The sequence below is a fragment of the Pantoea sp. 18069 genome (assembly GCF_902706035.1).
GTDB lineage: Bacteria > Pseudomonadota > Gammaproteobacteria > Burkholderiales > Burkholderiaceae_C > Comamonas.
Window position 1 is genome coordinate 38583 of the sequence record NZ_CACSJA010000010.1, and the last position, 18944, is coordinate 57526.

Sequence of the window (18944 nt, forward strand, 5' to 3'; positions counted from 1 at the left end):
GTCGGCTTACTCGGGTTGAACGATGTTCAGGCGCTCAATGCCCACGGCCTGGGCGGATGCCGCCAGGTCCTTGCTCTGCTGGGTCAGGCTGTCGATGACGGTCTGTATCTTGGCGCGCGCGGGCGACGAGCGCTGGCCCTGGATGGCCTGGTCGAAAGGCACGGGAATCTGCTGCGCGCCGGCCACCGACTTGCGGATGTGCGTCGTGGTTTCCTGGGCGAGCGCTGCGTTCTTGAGCGCCACCCAGTCGCGCAGGCCAGGGCCGCGCAGCAGGCTGCCGTCCAGGCGCCGGTACTGGCCCAGCCAGACGTTCTCGATACCCTTGGCGTTGGCGATCGCGTCGTTGTGGGTGTTGTCGGAGAAGCACGAGTGCTCGTCTTCCTGGTCCTGGCTGGCGAGCGCCACTTCCAGGCGTTCGCCCGCGAGTTCGCCGCGCGACAGCGAACCCAGGCCGACAAAGATCTTGCGGATCGACTCATTGCCGCCGGCAACGAATTCGGCGCGGTAGTTGTCCTTGACGCCGGGCGCCCAGGCATCACGCACCGTGGCCAGGTCTGCTATCAGCAGGTCGGTGACGACCTGCAGGTATTGGCGGCGGCGATCGGCGTTGGCCTTCTTGCCGTTGACGAAGTCGGTGTGCGGGCGCGCGCCCGGGCCGGTGGCGCTCAGGTCCTGGCCCCACAGCAGAAACTCGATGGCGTGCCAGCCGGTGGCGATGTTTTCCTCGCCGTCCTTTTCATTGAGCTCGGACAGCGCTTCGGCCGTGATCGGCTGCCTGCGGTCGTTGATGATGCCGGCCTTGTCATTGCCTTGCACGTAGTCGACATACGACTCGTCCATGGGCCAGGCGTTGATACGGCCTTCGGGGCCGTCTTCCTTGTCGATAGGGCCGTCGTAGAAACGGAAGGCCTCGGTCTGACCGTAGAAATCGCGGGCGTGCAGCCAGGCCTTGCGCGCGGCGGCAAGCGTGTCGGCGCCGGGCTGGGCGAGCAGGCGATGGATGGCCTTTTGCATCGCCTGGGCCGATTGCAGCGAATCGCTGTAGCCGGCATGGACCAACTGGGCGTAATGGCCGGCGATCTGATCGACGCTGAGCGCCGACTGCTGCGCAGCGATGGGGGCAACGGGCTGGGCGAGGGGGGCAACCACGGGGGCGGCCACGAGCGCAGCGATCAACAGCAATTTATGCATATCAGAAATGGCAGGGCGCGCGGCCCGACAGTGGACTGGGAAGAAAAGGTGGAATCTGAAATTGTAATGAGAATTTTTCTCATTGTTATCGAGATGACCGCCTTTGCAACGCGGGTCCGCTCAGGCCCGGGCGGGCGCGGCGGCCAGCAAATGCTGCAGATGCGCCTGCCAGCCTGCGGGATTGCCCAGCCAGGGCGAGATGTCCAGGCGCTGGCCCACGCGCGCGCCGCTTGCGGGCTCGGTGTACTCGAGCAGGAAAGTCGGAAAGCCCTGGCCGCCCGAAGCCTGCAGCCATTCGCGGCTTTCCTGGATGTGGGGCACCACGGCGTTCGCGAGCGCGCCCTGGTACTCCGCAACGAATGCCTGGGCATCGAGCCCCAGGTCGCTGGCCAGCGACTGCAGCACGCCCAGCGTCGCGATCTGCCGGCCTTCGACGTAGTGGGCCGTCTGCGCGCGTGCGAGCATTTCCAGCCCCCGGCCGGCCATGGTTTCGGCCGCCAGCATGGCGGCGATCGGCGGGCTGGAGTCAAGCGTCGCGCCGATCTGGTTGAGCAGCCCGTTGAAGTAGGCGTCGCCAAACGGCTGGCCCGTGAGCGCGGCGATGCGCTCGTCGTGCGGCATCACATGGGCGCGCCAGTCGGGCGTGATGGTGCGCCGCGACGCGCCGCTGAGCATGCCGCCCGCATGCCACTGCAGTTCCAGCCCGGGCAGATGGCTCGCGGCAAGCAGCGGCGCGGCGGCATAGCACCAGCCGCACAGCGGATCAAAGATGTAGTGCAAAACGGGAGCGGGGGAAGAAGACATGGCAGCGCAGGGAGGTGAAGGGGCGGAAATCTGAATGTACGCCCATGCTAGGCCTTCGTGCATTGCCGGGCATGCAATGCGACAATGGCCGCCCCTTGCCCGCGCCCGCGGCAAGCGCCGTCGCGGCGTCCAGCTCGTATCGAGGCTCGATCACTGGAAGCCCATGCCGTCTTCAGAAAGCCTCTTCCGTGTCCCATCGCTCTCCCGTACGCATCACCGACAAGCACCAGTTCCATGCGCTGATCGACGCGCGCTCGCCCGCCGAGTTCGCGCTCGACCACATTCCCGGCGCGATCAACTGCCCGGTGCTCGACAACGACGAGCGCGCGATGATTGGCACGATCTACAAGCAGGTCAGCCCGTTCGAAGCCAAGCGCCTGGGCGCGGCCATGGTCTCGGCCAACCTCGCGCGCCATCTGCGCGAGACCTTCGCCGACAAGCCCGCCGATTGGAAGCCGCTGATCTACTGCTGGCGCGGCGGCCTGCGCAGCGGCTCGATGGTCACCTGGCTGCGGCTGGTGGGCTGGGATGCGCAGCAGCTCGCGGGCGGCTACAAGTACTTTCGCCACCATGTGATGGCCCAGCTCGAGCAGTTGGTGCCGCAACTGCAGTTGCGCGTGCTGTGCGGCGCGACCGGCAGCGCCAAGACGCGCGTGCTGCATGCGCTGGCCGGGCAAGGCGAGCAAGTGATCGATCTCGAAGGCTGTGCGCGCCACAAGGGCTCGCTGCTGGGGCAACTGCCGGGAATCGCCCAGCCGTCGCAAAAAGCCTTTGAAACCCAACTGGTCGAGCGCATGGAAACGCTGGATCTCGCACGCCCCGTCTATATCGAAGGCGAAAGCATGCGCATAGGCCGGATCGCGCTGCCGCTGGGCCTGGTCGAGCGCATGCGCGACGCGCCCTGTATTGAAATCGACGCCACGGTGGACGCCCGGCTCGACTACCTGCTGCGCGACTATGCGTATCTGGGTGACGACGCGCCCGCACTGTCGCAGCAACTGGGCCGGCTCAAGGAACTGCAGGGCAATGCCTGCGTCGCGCGCTGGCAGGGCTGGGCCGAGGAAAAGGCGCTGGCGCCGCTGTTCGGCGAACTCATGGCGCTGCATTACGACCCGCAGTACGAGCGCTCGCAGGCACGCCACTTTCGCGGCTGGGCGGCGCGCGCGCGCATCGCCTGCGCGGATCTGAGCGATGCCGGCATTGCGCGGCTCGCGCAGCAGGTCCGCGACGTGGCGGGGAGCTAGCCGCAGAGGCAATCCCAGATTTCAACGACAAAGGGATACAGCGACACCAGCAGCAGGGCGGCCATGGTGCGGTTGAAGCGGTGAATGGCCGCAGGTGAACGCAGCGTGCAGGCCACGCACTGGCCAAACAGGGTCCAGACGCTGATGCTGGGAAAGCTCACCAGTATCAGCAGCACGCCGGCGAGCAGCAGGTGGAGAAAATAGCCATCGCGTGGCGTATAGGTGGCGGCGATGCCCACGGCCATCACCCAGGTCTTGGGATTGATCCACTGCAAGGCCATGCCCTGCCAGAAGCACAGCGGTTTCGGCGCGGGCCGGTGGTTGCCCGCGTTGCCAGAACGCGCGATGCACCAGGCGAGCCAGACCAGGTAGGCCGCGCCAAAGTACTTGAGCGCGGTGTGCAGATGCGGCACGCGCTCGAACACCGTGCACAGCCCGCAGCCCACCACCAGCAGCATCAGCGCCGCCCCCAGGCTCACTCCCAGCATATGCGGCAGGCTGCGGCGATAGCCGAATGCCGCGCCGGAGGCGGCCAGCAGCATGTTGTTCGGGCCAGGCGTGATCGAGTACACAAAAGTGAACATGAGCAGCGGATAAAAGGCGGAAGCGTTCATGGCTGAATCCAATCAAGGTGAATCGGAGTGGTGTCCTGGCGCGTGGGCTAGGAAAACCGGCGGAACCATGTCATGCTATTGACTATTGGTAAATTAATATCGATACAGTTAATTAATAATGTGGTCTGACTGGCCTGACCGGAACACCATGACACCTGACGACAGCAAGGCGATGGCGCCTGACCGCACGCGCAGCCCTCTTGGGCATGGCTGGCAACCGCTGCGCGGCTCGCCGCTGTCGCTGGTGGAGCAGTTGGTTGCGCATGTCTGCGGGCTGATAGCCAACCAGGGGCTGCGCCCGGGCATGCGTCTGCCTTCGGTGCGCGCGATGGCCAATGCCACGGGCCTGAGCCGTTGCACGGTGGTGCAGGCCTATGGCCGGCTCGAGGCCCAGGGGCTGGTCTGTTCGCGCCGCAGTGCGGGGTTTTTTGTCTGTGCGCAGCCCCAGGAGGCAGCCTGCCTTTCGGCTGTGCCGTGCGCCCATGTGCCGCCCGTGGCGTTCGACACGGCGTTCCTGCTGCGCAGCATGTTCAGCGACCCGGGGGGCGGCGGGCATGCGGCCGGCGCGGGACTGCTGCCGCCCCACTGGCTGGATGGCGACATGCTTGGCGGCGCCATCCGCAGCGTGGGCCGCACGGCCGGCACCAGCCTGCTCGGCTATGGCACGCCGCATGGCTATCGCCCGCTGCGCCAGCAGATCGCCACCGTGCTGCAGTCGCAGGGCGTGCCGGCCCATCCCGATCTGCATTTGATGACGGTGGCGGGCGTGACCCAGGGGCTGAATCTGCTGGTGCGCAGCCTGCTGCGGCCAGGCGACACGGTACTGGTCGAGGACCCGGGCTGGTTTCTGGTCTGTGGCCTGCTGCAGGCCCAGGGCTTGCAGGTGGTCGGCGTGCCGCGCCGCCAGGACGGCCCCGATCTCGAAGCGCTGGCCCAGATCGCCGAGCGCCACCGGCCGCGGATGTTCATCGTCAACACCGCGGTGCACAACCCCACGGGCTCGACCTTGTCCGTGGGCGTGGCCCATGAAGTGCTGCGGATTGCCGAGCGCTTCGACTTTCTGCTCGCCGAGGACGATACCTTCGCCGACTTCCATCCCGGCACACCGGTGCGGCTGGCCGCGCTCGACCGGCTGCAGCGCGTGCTGCTGATCGGTGGCTACGCCAAGACGTTAGGCGGCGGTCTGCGCGTGGGCTATATCGCGGGCGGCGAGGCCTTGATACGCCGGCTGGTCGATGGCAAGCTGCTCGGCAGTCCGACCTCGCCCGAGCTCGGTGAGCAGGTGGTGCACCGCATCCTGGCCGATGGCCAGTACCGCCGCCATGTGGACCGGCTGCGCGAGCGCCTGAACCAGGCACGGGGCCATTGCCTGTCCAGGCTGGAGGAACTGGGCTGTCATGTGGCGCACCGGCCCCAGGCGGGCATGTTCGTCTGGGCCGATTGCGGCCGGGATTCCGAACAGCTGGCGCGCAAGGCGGTTGCACTGGGTCTGCTGCTCGCGCCGGGCGTGCTGTTTTCGCCGCAGTCCGCACCCAGCCGCATGCTGCGCGTGCCGGTGCCTATGGTGGACGACCCGCATGCCTGGGGCCTTTTCGCGCAGGCGCTGGGCAGCGCCGCGGGCTGAAGACGCTCGCGCGCGACTTACTGACTTACGCGACTTATTTGCGCACCACCAGCGTCAGCAGCGCCGACGAGTCTTCGAGCGCGCTGACCGCATGCGCGACATTGCCTGGCAGGTGCAGCAACTGGCCCGCCCGCAGCGCATGCTGCTGGCTGTCGACATCCACCTGCAGCCGGCCTTCGAGGCAGTGCAGCACCAGGCCGCCCGCGACCTTGTGGGAAGGCAGGCGCTTGCCCGCGGGCAGCACCATGCGTATCACTTCGAGGTCATCCGACTTGAACAGCGCCACGGACTTTTCGTCTGCCAGGCGCGGCCCGAACGGGTGGACGTCGATGGCCTGTGCGGGCAAGGCGTGGGGAATGGCCATGGCATGTGCTCCGGAAGGGGAATGGGGAAATTCTGGCGGTTCTTGCGCCAATGGGCAAGCTGCGCCTGTCCGCCCCCTTCGAGCCCTCAGTCGGCTTTGGCGCTGATGACGCTGCCGTCCGCGGGGTTGACCTTGATTTCCATGCGCTGTCCGGCCGCGGTCAGCACATCGACGGCGATCACGGCGCGGCCCCAGTCATTGCCCAGTTCCACATCGACGGCCGTTCCGGGCGTGTGGCGCAGCGCGGCGTCCAGCGCTTGCTTGAGCGTGATCTTGCTGGCGTCCAGCCGCTTCCTGTCCTTGGAGGACGCGGAGCCCTTGTTCTTGTGCTGCAGCGCAGCGCCGGTGCCGGCGTTGACATGCACTTCGACATGGTCTCCCTGGGTCGTGATGATGTCGATCTCGAAGTGGGGCGAGCCGTCGTCGATGTCGAGCTGGGCATCGAAGGCGCGTCCCGCCACGGCCTTTTCGGCCGCGTCGATCGCCTGCGCCAGCGACAGCCGGGTCTGCTGCAGCGCGGCCTGCCACTGGGCCGGCGTCTCGGCATACAGGGGCGCGCTGGCGGCTCCCATGACGACCATGCTGATCAGGCTCAGGCCGCCTGCGCGCAGGGCCGAGGCAATGGCGGAAGGTTGTAGGTATTTCATCCAGATTTCCTTTCGGGCAAGAGTTGCGCGCGACGCGCGCAGAAGTGGCGGCGCCTAGATTTTCAAGGGCGCCGCGACCGGCCGGATGTCGGTGCAGCGGCGGCGCGCCGTGCCGGAACGCAGCCTGCATTGTTGCCCAATCGCGCCGACCTTTCTGCGCACCTGGCAGGCGAAGACCCGCCCGCGCGTCAACTCGCCGATGCGTCGGCGCGCTTTTGCAGGCTCTGGACGATGCTCGAGAAGTCCAGCCCGCCATGGCCGGCCATGGAGTGCATGGCATACAGCGAGCGCGCCAGGCCGCCCAGCGGCGTGCAGGCCTGCACGGCGCCGGCGTTCTCCTGCGCCAGGCCCAGGTCCTTGAGCATCAGGTCGGTGCCAAAGCCCCCCGCATAGGCCTTGCTGCTGGGCGCGCTCTCCTGCACGCCGGGCCAGGGGTTGTACTTTTCCAGCGCCCAGTTGCCGCCCGAGCTGCGGCGCATGATTTCGGACAGCACCTGCGGGTCCAGGCCATTGGCCACGCCCAGCGCAATCGCTTCGCTGGTGCCTATCATCAGAATGCCCAGCAGCATGTTGTTGCAGATCTTGGCGGTCTGGCCCGCGCCCACGTGGCCCGCGTGGAAGATGTTGCTGCCCATTTTCTCGAGCACCGGCCGCGCGCGCTCGAGCTGCGCATGGCTGGCGCCCACCATGAACGTCAATGTGCCGGCGATCGCGCCGCCCGTGCCGCCGGAAACCGGCGCGTCGATGAAGTCTATGCCCGCGGCGTCGGCCGCATGCGCGACCTGCTGGCTGGTCGCGGCGGCGATGGTCGACGAGTCGATCACCAGCGTGCCCGGGGCGATCTGCGTGAGCAGTCCGCCGCTGTCACCCGGTGCGCCCAGGTACAGCGCCTGCACATGCCGGCTCGCGGGCAGCATGCTGATGACGACTTGCGCGCCTTGCACGGCGGCGGCGGCGCTCGATGCAATCGTGAGACCGGCGGCCGCGAACTTGTCGCAGGCAAGCGGCGACAGGTCGAAGGCCGCGACGCTGTGGCCGGCTTTTTGCAAGTTGACGGCCATGGGGCCGCCCATGTGGCCGAGGCCGATGAATGCGATGTGCATGCTTGTCTCCTGGTGTGGTTATTGGAAATTCAGTCTTCGCTGTCTATGCGCACGGCGCGCGGCTTGCGCTTGGGACTGGCGCGCGCCTGGGGGTTGTAGGCCAGCGCTTCGCCGAGCCAGAACTCCCATTGCTCGCGGCGCGCATAGCCATCGGGTTCGATGAAGAAATAGCCTTGCATGCCGCCCTGGGGCGACAGCTCGCGCACGCCGGGCTGCTCGGCGAATTCGTCATGGCGCGCGGGCGGCAGGCGCACCAGCAGTTCCTCGCGCTTGACGCCCAGGCAGATCTTGGCGTCGACCATGAAGCACAGGCAGCCGAACATCTGGCGCTCTTCGACGTCGCTGCGGCTGTCGAGCGCATGGCGCAGCGCGGCCACCAGGCCGGGGGAAAAGGCGTCGGGATCGCGCGGCATGGCAGGGCTTTCAGCGGATCACGTCGGGCGCGTCGGCCTCGAGCATGCGCCGCGCGATGATCACGCGCATGATTTCGTTCGTGCCTTCGAGAATCTGGTGCACGCGCGCATCGCGCATCAGCCGCTCGAGCGGGTACTCGCGGATATAGCCATAGCCGCCATGCAGCTGCAGCGCCTCGTTGCAGACCATGAAGCCCGCGTCGGTCGCGAAGCGCTTGGCCATGGCGCAATAGGTCGAGGCATCGCGCGCGCCGGCGTCGAGCCGGCTCGCGGCCAGGCGCACCATCTGGCGCGCGGCCACAAGCTCGGTCGCCATGTCGGCGAGCTTGAACTGCAGCGCCTGGAAGCTGGCCAGGCTTTTGCCGAACTGGCGGCGCGCGTGCAGATGGGCCTGGGCCTGGGTCAGCGCGCCCTGGGCCGCGCCCACCGAGCAGCAGGCGATGTTGATGCGGCCGCCGTCCAGCCCCTTCATTGCGATCTTGAAGCCTTCGCCTTCGCTGCCCAGCAGATTCTGCGCGGGCACGCGCACATTGTCGAAATGGATCACGCGCGTGGGCTGGCTGTTCCAGCCCATTTTTTCTTCCTTCTTGCCATAGGTGATGCCGTCCAGGTCGGCGGGCACGGCAAACGCGCTGATGCCGGCCGCGCCCGAGCCGGCCGCGCCGGTGCGCGCCATCAGCACCAGCATGTCGGTGCTGCCCGCGCCCGAAATGAAGGCCTTGCTGCCGCTGATCAGGTAGCTGTCGCCGTCGCGTTCGGCGCGCGTGACCAGCGCGGCTGCGTCCGAGCCCGCGCCCGGTTCGGTCAGGCAGTACGAGGCGAGCTTGGCGCCGCTGGCGAGCTGCGGCCCCCATTCGTCGCGCACCGCGGGCCGGGCCCAGGTGCCCAGCATCCAGGTCGCCATGTTGTGTATGGTGATGAAGGCCGTGGTCGACGGGTCTACGGCCGCCATTTCCTCGAATACGAGCGTCGCGTCCAGCCGGGGCAAGGCCAGGCCGCCGGCGTTTTCGGGCGCGTACAGGCCGCAAAAACCCAGTTCGCCGGCCTTGGCGATGGCTTCGCGCGGAAAGTGGCCGTCGGCGTCCCAGCGCGCAGCATGGGGCGCGAACTCGGCCTGGGCAAACTGGCGTGCGGTGTCGGCAAAGGCCTGCTGTTCGTCGCTGAGTTCAAAGTCCATGGGATGCTCCTCTTTTCATTTTATTAATCGCGCTTGTATCGTTTACATCGCCCGAAACTGGCGTTGCCCAGGCGAGGGGCACCGAGCAAGGGCCGCCCCGCAGCGAGGGTGCCGTCCCTCGCCGGGCGCCCCTGGCCGGGCGCCCCCCTCCACCGAAGGATGAGAGGGGGAAGCCATGAAGTGGCTCAGGGGGTGCTTCACTTTCCCTCGCCATGTTGCAGCCAGTGCATCAGTGCGGCGCGGCGCGCCTCGGTGGTCAGGCGCAGGCATTGGTGATAGCGCGCGGGCCAGTCGGCCAGGGCTTCTTCGCTGGCATGGGCGGTCTTGCAGGCCGTGATGCGCTGGCGCGCCCAGGCGGTCTGGTCCTTGCGCAATGCCGGGCGCTCGTGCGCCGACAGCGCGCGCATCACGTCGCCATACAGAATGGTGTTGGCGGTGTCCGCGGCCTGGAAGTCGAGCACGGCGCAGGCATTGCGCGCGCCGGCGTCAACGGCCGCGCGCTCGCAGGCCGCGCCGGCCTGGGCCTGGCTGATGGCCGGTACCAGGCCGGCGAGCAGCGCCAGCGCTGCGGCGCCGAGAAGGGAGGGGGAAGGCAAAGCGTTCATGCCGCCATCATCCCAGCCTTGGCGCTGCCTTCAATGCAAGTTGATCGTCGTGTTGACGCGTGCTGCTGTCGTGCTGTCGTCGAACCAGCGCGCGGTCACGGTCTTGGTCTGCGTATAGAACAGCACGACCTGCTTGCCGTAGGGGCCCAGGTCGCCGAGCTTGGAGGCGCGGCTGCCGGTGAACGAGAACATGGGCACGGGCACGGGAATCGGCACGTTGATGCCGACCTGGCCTACGTCGATCTCTTCCTGGAACTTGCGCGCCGCGGCGCCCGACTGCGTGAAGATCGCCGTGCCGTTGCCGTTGGGGTTGGCGTTGATCAGCGCGATCGCGTCGTCGAGCGTGTCGGCGGCCATCAGGCACAGCACGGGGCCGAAGATTTCCTGGTCGTAGATCGCCATGCCGGGCTGCACGCCGCTGAAGATGGTCGGGCCGACGAAATTGCCGCTGGCATAGCCTTCCACGGCGGGCTTGCGGCCGTCGAGTTCGAGCTTGGCGCCTTCGGCTTCGCCGCGCGCGATCAGCCCTTCGACACGCGCCAGCGCCGCGCAGGACACGACCGGGCCGACGTCGGTGCCGGACTCGACACCGGCGCTGACTTTCAGCGTGCGCGCCTTGGCCACCAGCTCGGGAATCCAGCTTTGGGCTTCACCCACGAGCACCGCGGTCGAGACCGCCATGCAGCGCTGACCGGCCGCGCCAAAGGACGCGCCGGCAAGCGCGTTGAGCGTCTGCTCCTTGTTCGCGTCGGCCAGCACGATGGCGTGGTTCTTCGCGCCCATCATGCATTGCACGCGCTTGCCGGCCAGGCTTGCGCGGTTGTAGACATGGGTGCCGACCTGGGTAGAGCCGACAAAGCTGATGGCCTTGATGTCGGGGTGGTCGCAGATCGCGTTCACGGCGTCTTCGCCGCCATGGATGACATTGAGCACGCCCGGCGGCAGGCCGGCTTCGACGGCCAGCTCGCACAGGCGCATGGTGACCATGGGATCCTGCTCCGAAGGCTTGAGCACGAAGGTGTTGCCGGTGGCGATGGCCATGGGGAACATCCACAGCGGAATCATCGCCGGAAAGTTGAACGGCGTGATGCCTGCGCACACGCCCAGCGGCTGCAGTATGGAATAGGTGTCCACGCCGTTGGCGACGTTGTTGGCGAGCTCGCCCAACTGCAGGTTGCCTATGCCGGCCGCGTGCTCTACGACTTCGAGGCCGCGGAACACATCGCCTTCGGCGTCGGCCAGCGTCTTGCCTTGTTCGGCCGTGAGCAGCGCGGCGAGTTCGCCCATGTTTTCGCGTATCAGTTGCTGCAGCTTGAGAAAGATGCGCGCGCGCGTGCCTATGGGCGTCTTCTTCCAGGTCGTGAAGGCCTTCTTGGCGCTGCTCACGGCGAGGTTGATTTCCTCGGGCGTGGCGAACGGCACGCGCGCCAGCACTTGCTGGGTCGCGGGGTTGACCACGTTGCGCCACTGGGTGGTGCGCGATTCGACCAGTTGGCCGTCGATCAGCAATTTGACCGAGGGGGCGAGAACGGAAGCAGCGGTAGGGGCGTTCATGACATGGTCTCCGATGTAATTAGAAATCCTGCAGCGATGCACTATGCTAGCTGTGCGAATTTCGCGGGGCAACAGCAGTTTGTGCATTTTCGCTTTGCAAAAATGCACAGGCCGCGCAAGCCGCGCCAGCGTTGGATCGTGCGTATTTCTTAAGGGTTTTCATGGACTGGGAACATCTGCGTTATTTCGCCGCCGTGGGCCAGCACGGCAGCCTGTCGGCCGCCGCGCGCGTGCTGCAGGTCGAGCACAGCACGGTCGCGCGCCGCATCCAGGCGCTGGAAAAAAGCCTGGGCCAGGCGCTGTTCACGCGCGAGCCCGGCGGGCTCAGGCCCAGCGAGGCCGGGCGCGCGCTGCTGCCCGCCGTCGAAGCCATGGCCCAGGCCGCGCGCGGCATAGAGCGCAGCGTCGACCAGGCCGCCACATCGGCCGAAGGCCCGAGCGGGCTGGTGCGCGTGGGCACGACCGAAGGGCTGGGAACGACGCTGCTGGCCGGCAAGCTCGCGGCATTGACTTGCAGGCACGCGCAGCTGTCGGTCGATCTGCTGGCGCTGCCGCGCCTGCTGCACCTGTCGCGGCGCGAAGCCGACATCGTCATTTCGCTGGAGCGCCCCAAGCGCGGCGCGGTGGTCGTGACCCGGCTGGCCGACTACGACCTCTATCTCTACGGCGAGCGCGAATACCTCGCGCGCCGCCCGCTGGTGCGCGAGACCGCGGACCTGCGCCACCATGCGTTCGTCCACTATGTCGATGACCTGCTGTTTACCAAGGAGCTGCAGCTCATCGACAGCCTCTACCAGCCGCAGCGCTATGCGTTTCGCAGCACCAGCATCACTGCCCAGTACGAGGCCGTGCGCGCGGGCGCAGGCTTGGGCGTGCTGCCGGCGTTTCTTGCCGACCGCGACCCGCGGCTGGCGCGCGTGCACCAGCCGCAGGCGCGTTTCACGCGCACTTTCTGGATGTCCATGCCGCAGGAGGGCCAGTCGGTGCCGCGGATTCAGGCGGTGTGGCGCTGGCTCAAGGAGACGTTGAAGGAGGAGGCGCAGCGGCTGCAGCCGCCGCACTGAATACGGGGGCTCCGACAGGCTCTCAAGAAACGGCTTTTTTCGTCAACTAAATCAATGACTTAGAAAGTCTCCAATTTGGGCAAACAGCGGCGATGAGTGGCTTACGCTCAAAAGACCGACCCTTCGACAAGCTCAGGGCGAACAGGGGAAACCCGTTCGTGGTGAGCCTCGCTCGGCGCGCCCGTCGCACCATGAACGGCCTGTCCTCATGCCACGCTGTTTCTTGATAACGCCTGGCGAGACTCGTCTCGCTTACCTCGCTCAGCCCGAACGGATTTTTCCACTGCGAGCCAAACCACCGCTCTCAGGGTAAACGGGCCTCCCGTTCGTGGTGAGCCCCGCTCGGCGGCCCGCCGCACCATGAACGGACTGCGCTCCAGCAGCGCAAGTCCCTTGTCAATCCAGACTGATATTCGCCTTCTGGATCAACAGCCTGTACTGCTCGGCCTTGCCCTTGGCGAACTGGTCCATCTGGGCCAGCGGCCAGGTGATGGGCTGGAAGGCGAAGGTCGCGAACTTCTCCTTGACTTCGGGGTCCTGCAATACGGCCGTGACATCGGCGTGGATCTTGTCGCGCACTGCCGGCGCTATGCCTTTGGGCGCGAGCAGGGACACAAAGGAGTTCACGTCGAGTTCGGCCGGGCCGCCCGATTCGGCGACCGTGGGCACGTCGGGCATCTGCGGGTTGCGTTTGGGGCTGGCCACGGCCAGGTAGCGCAGCTTGCCCGCGCGGTAGATGCCCTGGCTCGACGGAATGCTCGCAAAGCTCCAGGCCGGGTCGCCATTGGCGACCGAAGTGAACAGCTGGCTGACTTCGCGGTAGGGCACATGGGTCATCTTGCTGCCCGTGAGGTAGTCCAGCCATTCACCGCCCAGATGGCCGGGGCTGCCCACGCCCCAGGAGCCGTAGCTGAGACTGCCGGGTTCGGTCTGGGCGGCCTTGATCAGGTCGGCCATGTTCTTCCACGGCGACTGCGTGGGCACGGCGATGAAGAACGGCGTGAGAAACAGCGGCGCGACCGCGTCGAAATGCTTGAGCGTGTCGAAATTGCGCTTGGCGTAGAGGTAGGGCAGGGCCGAGACATGCTCGCTGTCGAGCTGCAGCAGCGTATAGCCGTCGGGCTGGGCGCGGCGCACGGCCTCGATGGCCACGAAACCGCCGCCGCCGGGGCGGTTCTCGACGGTCACAGGCTGCTTCCAGCGCTGGCCCAGCTTCTGGCCCACGAGGCGCAACACGGCGTCGGGGCCGCTGCCCACGGCAAAGGCCGTGACCACATTGACCTGCTTGCTGGGGTAGGGGGCGTTCTGGGCGAAGGCGCTGGCGCCCGTGGTCAGCAAGGCGGCGGCGACCAGCACCGGGGTAGAGGAAAAAGGGTTCAAGTTTGTCTCCAGGAGAAAAGGAAGGCCCTGTGTTTCCAGGGCTTTGGGGGCGCGGTGACTTCAGTGGGGTGCGTCCGGCTGGGCCAGCGGGGCGGCCCTGGCAAAGGCCGGCAGTTGCGCGCAGGCCGCGTCGACGGCGCTGATCAGCGGCCAGGCGCCCATGTCCACGCCAAAGCGGCGCGCGCTTTCGACCTGGGGCACGAGATAGGCGTCGGCCAGCGTGGGCACGCCGCCAAAGCAGAAGTCGCCGCGTTGCGGGTCCTGGGCCAGCAGGGCTTCGAACGCATCGAAGCCGGCGCTGATCCAGGTTGCGCACCAGGCGTTCACTGCGGCTTCGTCGGCGCCGAACTGCTGGCGCAGGTAGATGAGAATGCGGCGGTTGTTGATGGGGTGCACGTCGCAGCCGATGATGGCCGCGAGCGCACGCACCCGGGCGCGGGCCGCGGCGCCTGGGGGCAGCAGTGGCGGCGTGGGGTGCGTTTCCTCCAGCCACTCGATGATGGCCGGGGACTGGATCAGCACCTGGCCGTCGACGTCCAGCGCCGGCACCAGCCCCTGGGGATTGAGGGCCTTGAAGGCCGCGCCGCTGTTCTCGTCCACGCGCAGGTCGACGGGAATGTAGTCGGCGCTCAGGCCCTTGAGGTTGAGCGCGATGCGCAGCCGGTGCGAGGTGCCGCTGCGAAAGAAACTGTAGAGCTTCATGTCGGACTGCCTACTCGGCCGCGCCCACGGTCAGCGCCACGCTGCCCACGCCGGCGACGCTGCCCGTGATCTTGTCGCCGGGAACGACGGCGCCCACGCCTTCGGGGGTGCCGGTATAGATCAGGTCGCCGGGCTGCAGGTGGTAGAACAGCGACAGGTCGGCGATGATTTCGCGGATGTTCCAGATCAGCTTGTCGACGTCGGACCGCTGCTTGACCGCGCCGTTGACCGACAGCTCGATCGCGCCGCTGTCTATCACCGTGCCGGCCATGGGCACGATTTCGCTGGCCACCGACGACTGCTCGACGTCCTTGCCCAGGTCCCAGGGGCGGCCCTTGTCGCGCGCCACGAGCTGCAGGTCGCGGCGCGTCATGTCCAGGCCGCAGGCATAGCCGTAGATGTATTCATGCGCATGCTCGGCGGCGATGCGAAAGCCCGCCTTGCCGATCGCCACGACCAGTTCCATTTCGAAATGGTAGTTCTGGGTTTCGGGCGGGTAGGCTACCGTGGCGCCGGATTCGACCAGCGTCGAAGGCGCCTTGGTGAAGTAGAACGGGCGCTCCACGCTCTTGTCGACCGGGCGGCCCATCTCGACCGCATGGGCGTGGTAGTTGCGGCCGACGAAGAACAGGCGGTGGATAGGCAGGCGCTGGTCGCTGCCGCGCACGGGCAGGGATTGGACGGCGGGCGGAGTCCAGAGATAGTTGGTGGTCATGAGAAGAATCCTTCGGAAAACAGGGTTGGATGGCGTTCAGTCGCGCACTTCGTAGATGCCCAGCTTGCGGTGCAGCGGCGCTTCATCGGCAATGAACAGGAAGGCGGTCTGGGTGGTCGAGGCATTGCGCAGCGTGATAGCCGCCCAGCCCGGTACGCAGCAGGTGTCGGATTCGCTCAGGCGCCAGTCCTGGTCCATCACCGCCACCAGCGCGCCGCCTTCGATCACATGGAAGACCGTGGCCGGCGAGCGCGCGGGCAGCTGCAGGGTCTGGCCGGGGCGCAGCATCAGCGCGTAGAAGCCCAGGATGTTTTCACAGTCGGCGCCGGTCTCGGGGTTCACATAGGTGACCTGCACGCAGTCGAGATCAGGCTGGTCTTCGGCCAGCGACACCAGCGCCGCGCGCGCGTCGGCCCAGGGGTAGCGCAGCATCGGGTACTGCTTGCCGCTGCGCTTGAAGACCCGGGTCGGCGCGACGCCGCCGCGCGCGTAGGCGCGGTCGCCGCGCCCGGGCAGGGTCTGCTGGCGCGGGCCGTCGACGTGGTAGGTGGATTCCATGTAATAGACCAGCGGCAGGTCGAGCACATCGAGCCAGACCACGGGCTGGTCGCCGTCGTGGCCGTGTTCGTGCCACAGGCCGGTCGGCGTCAGGATCAGGTCGCCGCGCAGCATGGGGCATTTCTCGCCGTCCACGGTGCTCCACGCGCCTTCGCCTTCGACCACCATGCGCACGGCGTTGGGCGTGTGGCGGTGCGAAGGCGCCCATTCGCCGGGCAGCAGCAACTGCATGCCCAGGTAGATGGCCGCGCTGGCCTGCATTTTTTCCAGCGTGTGGCCCGGGTTGGCGAGCACCAGCACGCGGCGTTCGGCCTTCTCGATAGGCGTGAGTTCGCCGGCCTGCATCAGCAGCGGGCGGATGCTGTCATAGGTCCAGAGTATGGGCTGGGTGCGCGGCTTGGGGGTCTTTGGCGGCATGACGCTGCGCAGGCTGGGCCACAGCGGCACGAGGTTGTTGCGCACCAGTTCGTCACGGTAATCCTGGGGCAGGTCTTCGAGGCGGCCAAGTTCTTCCATTCTTTTTTTCCTTGAATAGGTTCAGTCGGCGAGGCAGTGGTCGACTTTCCAGCCGTAGAGCCACTCCATCGCGTCGTAGAAGCGTTCGGGCGTGCGGCCTTTCCACAGGTCGTTGCGCACCAGGCGCTCGACGCCCCGGGCGTGGAAGATGCGGCCCATCTCGCGCGCCGACAGCACGACGCGCGCGGTGCGTGCAATGCGCGAGCGCTCGTAGAGCGCGAACGCCTTGACGAAGTCCTGGTCGCAGGCCTTGAGCGCTTCGCCCAGCGTGACCGCGTCTTCGAGCGCCATGCATGCGCCCTGGGCGATGTACTGCAGCGTGGGATGGGCCGCATCACCGAGCAGCGTCGCGCGGCCGAAGCTCCATTGGGCTATAGGGTCGCGATCGGCCGTGGCCCAGCGTTTCCAGCTCTTGGGCAGGTCGATGAGCTGGTGGGCGCGCGGGCAGCAACTGGCGTAATAGCTCTGCACTTCGTCGCGGCTGCCGTCGCGCACCCCCCATTCCTCGTTCTCGCGGCTGTGGAAAGTCACGACCACGTTGTATTGCTCGCCGCCGCGCAGCGGGTAGTGCACCAGGTGGTAGTTGGGGCCGACCCAGATGCTGGCCGCGTTCCAGCGCAGGTCTTCGGGAAAATCTTCCTTCTCGACCACGGCGCGGTAGACCACATGGCCCGAGACGCGCGCGTTGTCGCCCACGTACTGCTGGCGCACCACCGACTTGACGCCATCGGCGGCTATCAGCGCCTGGCCCGTGAAGCTGCGGCCGTTCTGGTCGTGGACGGTGACGCTGCCCTCGTTTTGCTCGACGCGCGTGATATGCGTGCCGGTGAACGTCTCGATCGCCGACTGCTCGCGCGCGCCTTCGAGCAGCGAAGTGTGGATGTCGGCGCGGTGGATCACCGCGTAGGGGTTGCCGAAGCGCGCGCGAAACGCTTCACCGGTGGGAATGCGTCCGACCAGGGTTTCGTCGAGCGCGTCATGCATCACCATTTCGTCGGTGTATACGGCCCGGCTGCGCGCGCGCTCGCCAATGCCCAGTGCGTCGAAGGCCGCAAACGCGTTCGGCCCGAGCTGGATGCCGGCGCCGATTTCACCGAGCTGTGGTGCCTGCTCAAGCACCTGGACGGTATAGCCCTGGCGGGCGAGGGCCAGCGCCGCCGCAACGCCGCCGATGCCGCCGCCGACCACCAGGACGGGCAGGGCGGGGGATGATTTTGTCGTCATGGGCCACTCTTTCTACGAAGCTTGCATGGCTCCCGCCGGGCGTGAATGCTTTTGTGGGGCGGGAGTGCTGCAGTTAATCAACAGTATGCTGATAATCAGTGTAATGTTGATGTTTGTTTTGAAGAAATTCGGGAAAACCCTGGTGTGTCTAATCCGACGCTGGCATGCGGCAATGCGGTGCGGCTCCCCTAAACTTGCCGCTATGACAACTTTCAGCCCTGAAGAACTTGAATTGCTGCCTGGTTTCCATATCCGCCGTCTGCAGCAGATTGCCGTGGCGGTCTTCATGGAGGAAACCCAGGACTTCGCGGTCACGCCCGTGCAGTTCGCGGCGCTGTCGGCGGTGCTGCGCCAGCCCGAGATGGACCAGCGCTCGCTGGCGCGCTTCATCGGCTTCGATACCTCGACCATAGGCAGCGTGATCGACCGGCTCGAAGCGCGCGGCTTCATGGTGCGCAACGCGAGCAAGACCGACAAGCGCGTGCGCCTGCTCACCGTGACCGCGGCCGGCGTCGACCTGCTCAGGCAAGCCCAGCCCGCGGTCATGCGCGCCCAGCAGCGCATGCTTGACCCCTTGCCCGCCGAGCAGCGCGCGCTGTTCATGCAGATGGTCGCGCAGATCAACCACGAGAACGAGGGCCGCAACCGCGCGCCCAGCCTCGCGGCGGGCAGTGCGCTGCCAAAGCCCATGGACTGAGCCGCGCCTTGGCGCGGCCGTGGCGCGCAGGCACAATCAGGCCCTGTTCATGTCTACCAAGGTGCCCGCATGCTTGTGACCACCACTCCCAACGTTGAAGGCCAGCGCATCACCCGCTATCTGGGCATCGTCGCAGGCGAAGCCATCCTGGGCGCCAACGTGTTCAAGGACTTGCTTGCAGGCATCCGCGACATCGTAGGCGGCCGTTCGGCCACCTACGAAAAGGAGCTGCAAAAGGCGCGTGCAATGGCGCTGCAGGAGATGCAGGACCAGGCGCAAAAGCTGGGAGCGAACGCCGTGGTCGGCGTCGATCTGGACTTCGAGGTGCTGGGCCAGGGCAATGGCATGCTGATGGTCTCGGCCAGCGGCACGGCCGTGGTACTGGAGAATGACGCCCGTGGGCACTGAGCGCGCGAAAATCCGCGAAAATCGCGGGTTGAACGCATTCTTCAATGCACCAGAAAGGTTTTCATGAACGACAAAGCCCAAGCCCCCGCGCTGCCCGACCACCTGTCCATCGATCCCAGCAGCCCGCACCATGTCGCGGCCGTGTTCGAGCACGACATAGGCATCCGCTTCAATGACAAGGAGCGCTTTGACGTCGAGGAATACTGCATCAGCGAAGGCTGGGTCCGCGTGCCCGCAGGCAAGACGCTGGACCGCAAGGGCCGCCCGCTGCTGATCAAGATCAAGGGCAAGGTCGAAGCCTTCTACAAGTAAGCGCTACTGCACCGAGCTTACGCAAAAG

General features: G+C 66.7%; 21 protein-coding genes. 6 read left to right on the forward strand and 15 right to left on the reverse strand.

Annotated elements, in window-relative coordinates:
- Positions 1–6 precede the first annotated feature (6 nt).
- Both GVL12_RS10065 and GVL12_RS10070 read right to left on the reverse strand, forming a co-directional pair.
- Positions 7–1191 carry an imelysin family protein gene (locus tag GVL12_RS10065; protein ID WP_159913433.1) on the reverse strand — a complete coding sequence of 395 codons (1185 nt, stop codon included), beginning with the start codon at positions 1189–1191 and terminating at the stop codon, positions 7–9.
- Positions 1192–1311: 120 nt separating this feature from the next.
- Positions 1312–1995, reverse strand: a complete 684-nt coding sequence (locus GVL12_RS10070; RefSeq protein ID WP_159913435.1) for a DsbA family protein — start codon at positions 1993–1995, stop codon at positions 1312–1314.
- A 188-nt stretch (positions 1996–2183) separates the two neighbouring features.
- Between GVL12_RS10070 and mnmH the strand changes: the two genes are divergently transcribed.
- Positions 2184–3239, forward strand: a complete 1056-nt coding sequence (gene mnmH / locus GVL12_RS10075) for a tRNA 2-selenouridine(34) synthase MnmH (RefSeq protein ID WP_159913437.1) — start codon at positions 2184–2186, stop codon at positions 3237–3239.
- Here the strand turns inward: mnmH and GVL12_RS10080 are convergent.
- Positions 3236–3853, reverse strand: a complete 618-nt coding sequence (locus GVL12_RS10080; protein ID WP_159913439.1) for a LysE family translocator — start codon at positions 3851–3853, stop codon at positions 3236–3238. The genes mnmH and GVL12_RS10080 overlap by 4 nt on opposite strands.
- A gap of 148 nt (positions 3854–4001) precedes the next feature.
- Between GVL12_RS10080 and GVL12_RS10085 the strand changes: the two genes are divergently transcribed.
- Entirely contained in the window at positions 4002–5477 is a 1476-nt protein-coding gene (locus GVL12_RS10085) for a PLP-dependent aminotransferase family protein (RefSeq protein WP_200843652.1), read from the forward strand.
- Between the two features lie 34 nt (positions 5478–5511).
- Here the strand turns inward: GVL12_RS10085 and GVL12_RS10090 are convergent, their stop codons facing one another.
- From GVL12_RS10090 to GVL12_RS10120, 7 genes are all read right to left on the reverse strand, one after another.
- Positions 5512–5841 carry a cupin domain-containing protein gene (locus GVL12_RS10090; RefSeq protein ID WP_159913443.1) on the reverse strand — a complete coding sequence of 110 codons (330 nt, stop codon included), beginning with the start codon at positions 5839–5841 and terminating at the stop codon, positions 5512–5514.
- 86 nt (positions 5842–5927) lie between these two features.
- Positions 5928–6488, reverse strand: a complete 561-nt coding sequence (locus GVL12_RS10095; RefSeq protein ID WP_159913445.1) for a PepSY domain-containing protein — start codon at positions 6486–6488, stop codon at positions 5928–5930.
- Between the two features lie 188 nt (positions 6489–6676).
- A complete protein-coding gene (gene mmsB, locus GVL12_RS10100; protein WP_159913447.1) occupies positions 6677–7591 on the reverse strand; it encodes a 3-hydroxyisobutyrate dehydrogenase in 915 nt (304 codons plus the stop codon).
- A gap of 29 nt (positions 7592–7620) precedes the next feature.
- Positions 7621–8004, reverse strand: coding sequence for a TfoX/Sxy family protein (locus tag GVL12_RS10105; RefSeq protein ID WP_159913449.1), 384 nt, complete (start codon positions 8002–8004; stop codon positions 7621–7623).
- 10 nt (positions 8005–8014) lie between these two features.
- A complete protein-coding gene (locus GVL12_RS10110; RefSeq protein WP_159913451.1) occupies positions 8015–9181 on the reverse strand; it encodes an acyl-CoA dehydrogenase family protein in 1167 nt (388 codons plus the stop codon).
- 197 nt (positions 9182–9378) lie between these two features.
- On the reverse strand, positions 9379–9786 hold the full coding sequence (locus tag GVL12_RS10115) for a lysozyme inhibitor LprI family protein (protein WP_159913453.1): 408 nt from the start codon (positions 9784–9786) through the stop codon (positions 9379–9381).
- Positions 9787–9816: 30 nt separating this feature from the next.
- Complete coding sequence (locus GVL12_RS10120) at positions 9817–11340, reverse strand: CoA-acylating methylmalonate-semialdehyde dehydrogenase (RefSeq protein WP_159913455.1); 1524 nt, start codon at positions 11338–11340, stop codon at positions 9817–9819.
- Between the two features lie 161 nt (positions 11341–11501).
- Here GVL12_RS10120 and GVL12_RS10125 point away from each other — a divergent pair, with 161 nt between their 5' ends.
- Positions 11502–12404, forward strand: coding sequence for a LysR family transcriptional regulator (locus tag GVL12_RS10125; protein ID WP_159913457.1), 903 nt, complete (start codon positions 11502–11504; stop codon positions 12402–12404).
- A gap of 396 nt (positions 12405–12800) precedes the next feature.
- On the opposite strand, the gene GVL12_RS10130 is transcribed toward GVL12_RS10125, so the two are convergent.
- Genes GVL12_RS10130 through GVL12_RS10150 form a run of 5 tightly spaced genes read right to left on the reverse strand, consistent with a single transcriptional unit; the run spans position 12801 to position 17499 of the window.
- The gene (locus tag GVL12_RS10130) at positions 12801–13784 is read right to left on the reverse strand and encodes a tripartite tricarboxylate transporter substrate binding protein (protein ID WP_200843653.1); all 984 of its coding nucleotides are present in this window, start codon (positions 13782–13784) and stop codon (positions 12801–12803) included.
- A gap of 60 nt (positions 13785–13844) precedes the next feature.
- Positions 13845–14486, reverse strand: a complete 642-nt coding sequence (gene maiA, locus GVL12_RS10135; RefSeq protein WP_159913459.1) for a maleylacetoacetate isomerase — start codon at positions 14484–14486, stop codon at positions 13845–13847.
- A gap of 10 nt (positions 14487–14496) precedes the next feature.
- The gene (locus GVL12_RS10140; RefSeq protein WP_159913461.1) at positions 14497–15201 is read right to left on the reverse strand and encodes a fumarylacetoacetate hydrolase family protein; all 705 of its coding nucleotides are present in this window, start codon (positions 15199–15201) and stop codon (positions 14497–14499) included.
- Positions 15202–15237: 36 nt separating this feature from the next.
- Positions 15238–16275: a cupin domain-containing protein gene (locus GVL12_RS10145; RefSeq protein ID WP_159913463.1), complete on the reverse strand. Its 1038-nt coding sequence runs from the start codon at positions 16273–16275 to the stop codon at positions 15238–15240.
- A gap of 21 nt (positions 16276–16296) precedes the next feature.
- Positions 16297–17499 carry a 3-hydroxybenzoate 6-monooxygenase gene (locus tag GVL12_RS10150; protein ID WP_159913465.1) on the reverse strand — a complete coding sequence of 401 codons (1203 nt, stop codon included), beginning with the start codon at positions 17497–17499 and terminating at the stop codon, positions 16297–16299.
- A 202-nt stretch (positions 17500–17701) separates the two neighbouring features.
- On the opposite strand from GVL12_RS10150, the gene GVL12_RS10155 reads away from it, so the two are divergent.
- From GVL12_RS10155 to GVL12_RS10165, 3 genes are all read left to right on the forward strand, one after another.
- Complete coding sequence (locus GVL12_RS10155) at positions 17702–18196, forward strand: MarR family winged helix-turn-helix transcriptional regulator (protein ID WP_200843654.1); 495 nt, start codon at positions 17702–17704, stop codon at positions 18194–18196.
- Positions 18197–18265: 69 nt separating this feature from the next.
- Positions 18266–18604: a heavy metal-binding domain-containing protein gene (locus GVL12_RS10160; protein WP_159913469.1), complete on the forward strand. Its 339-nt coding sequence runs from the start codon at positions 18266–18268 to the stop codon at positions 18602–18604.
- Positions 18605–18667: 63 nt separating this feature from the next.
- Complete coding sequence (locus tag GVL12_RS10165) at positions 18668–18916, forward strand: DUF3297 family protein (RefSeq protein WP_159913471.1); 249 nt, start codon at positions 18668–18670, stop codon at positions 18914–18916.
- Positions 18917–18944 lie beyond the last annotated feature (28 nt).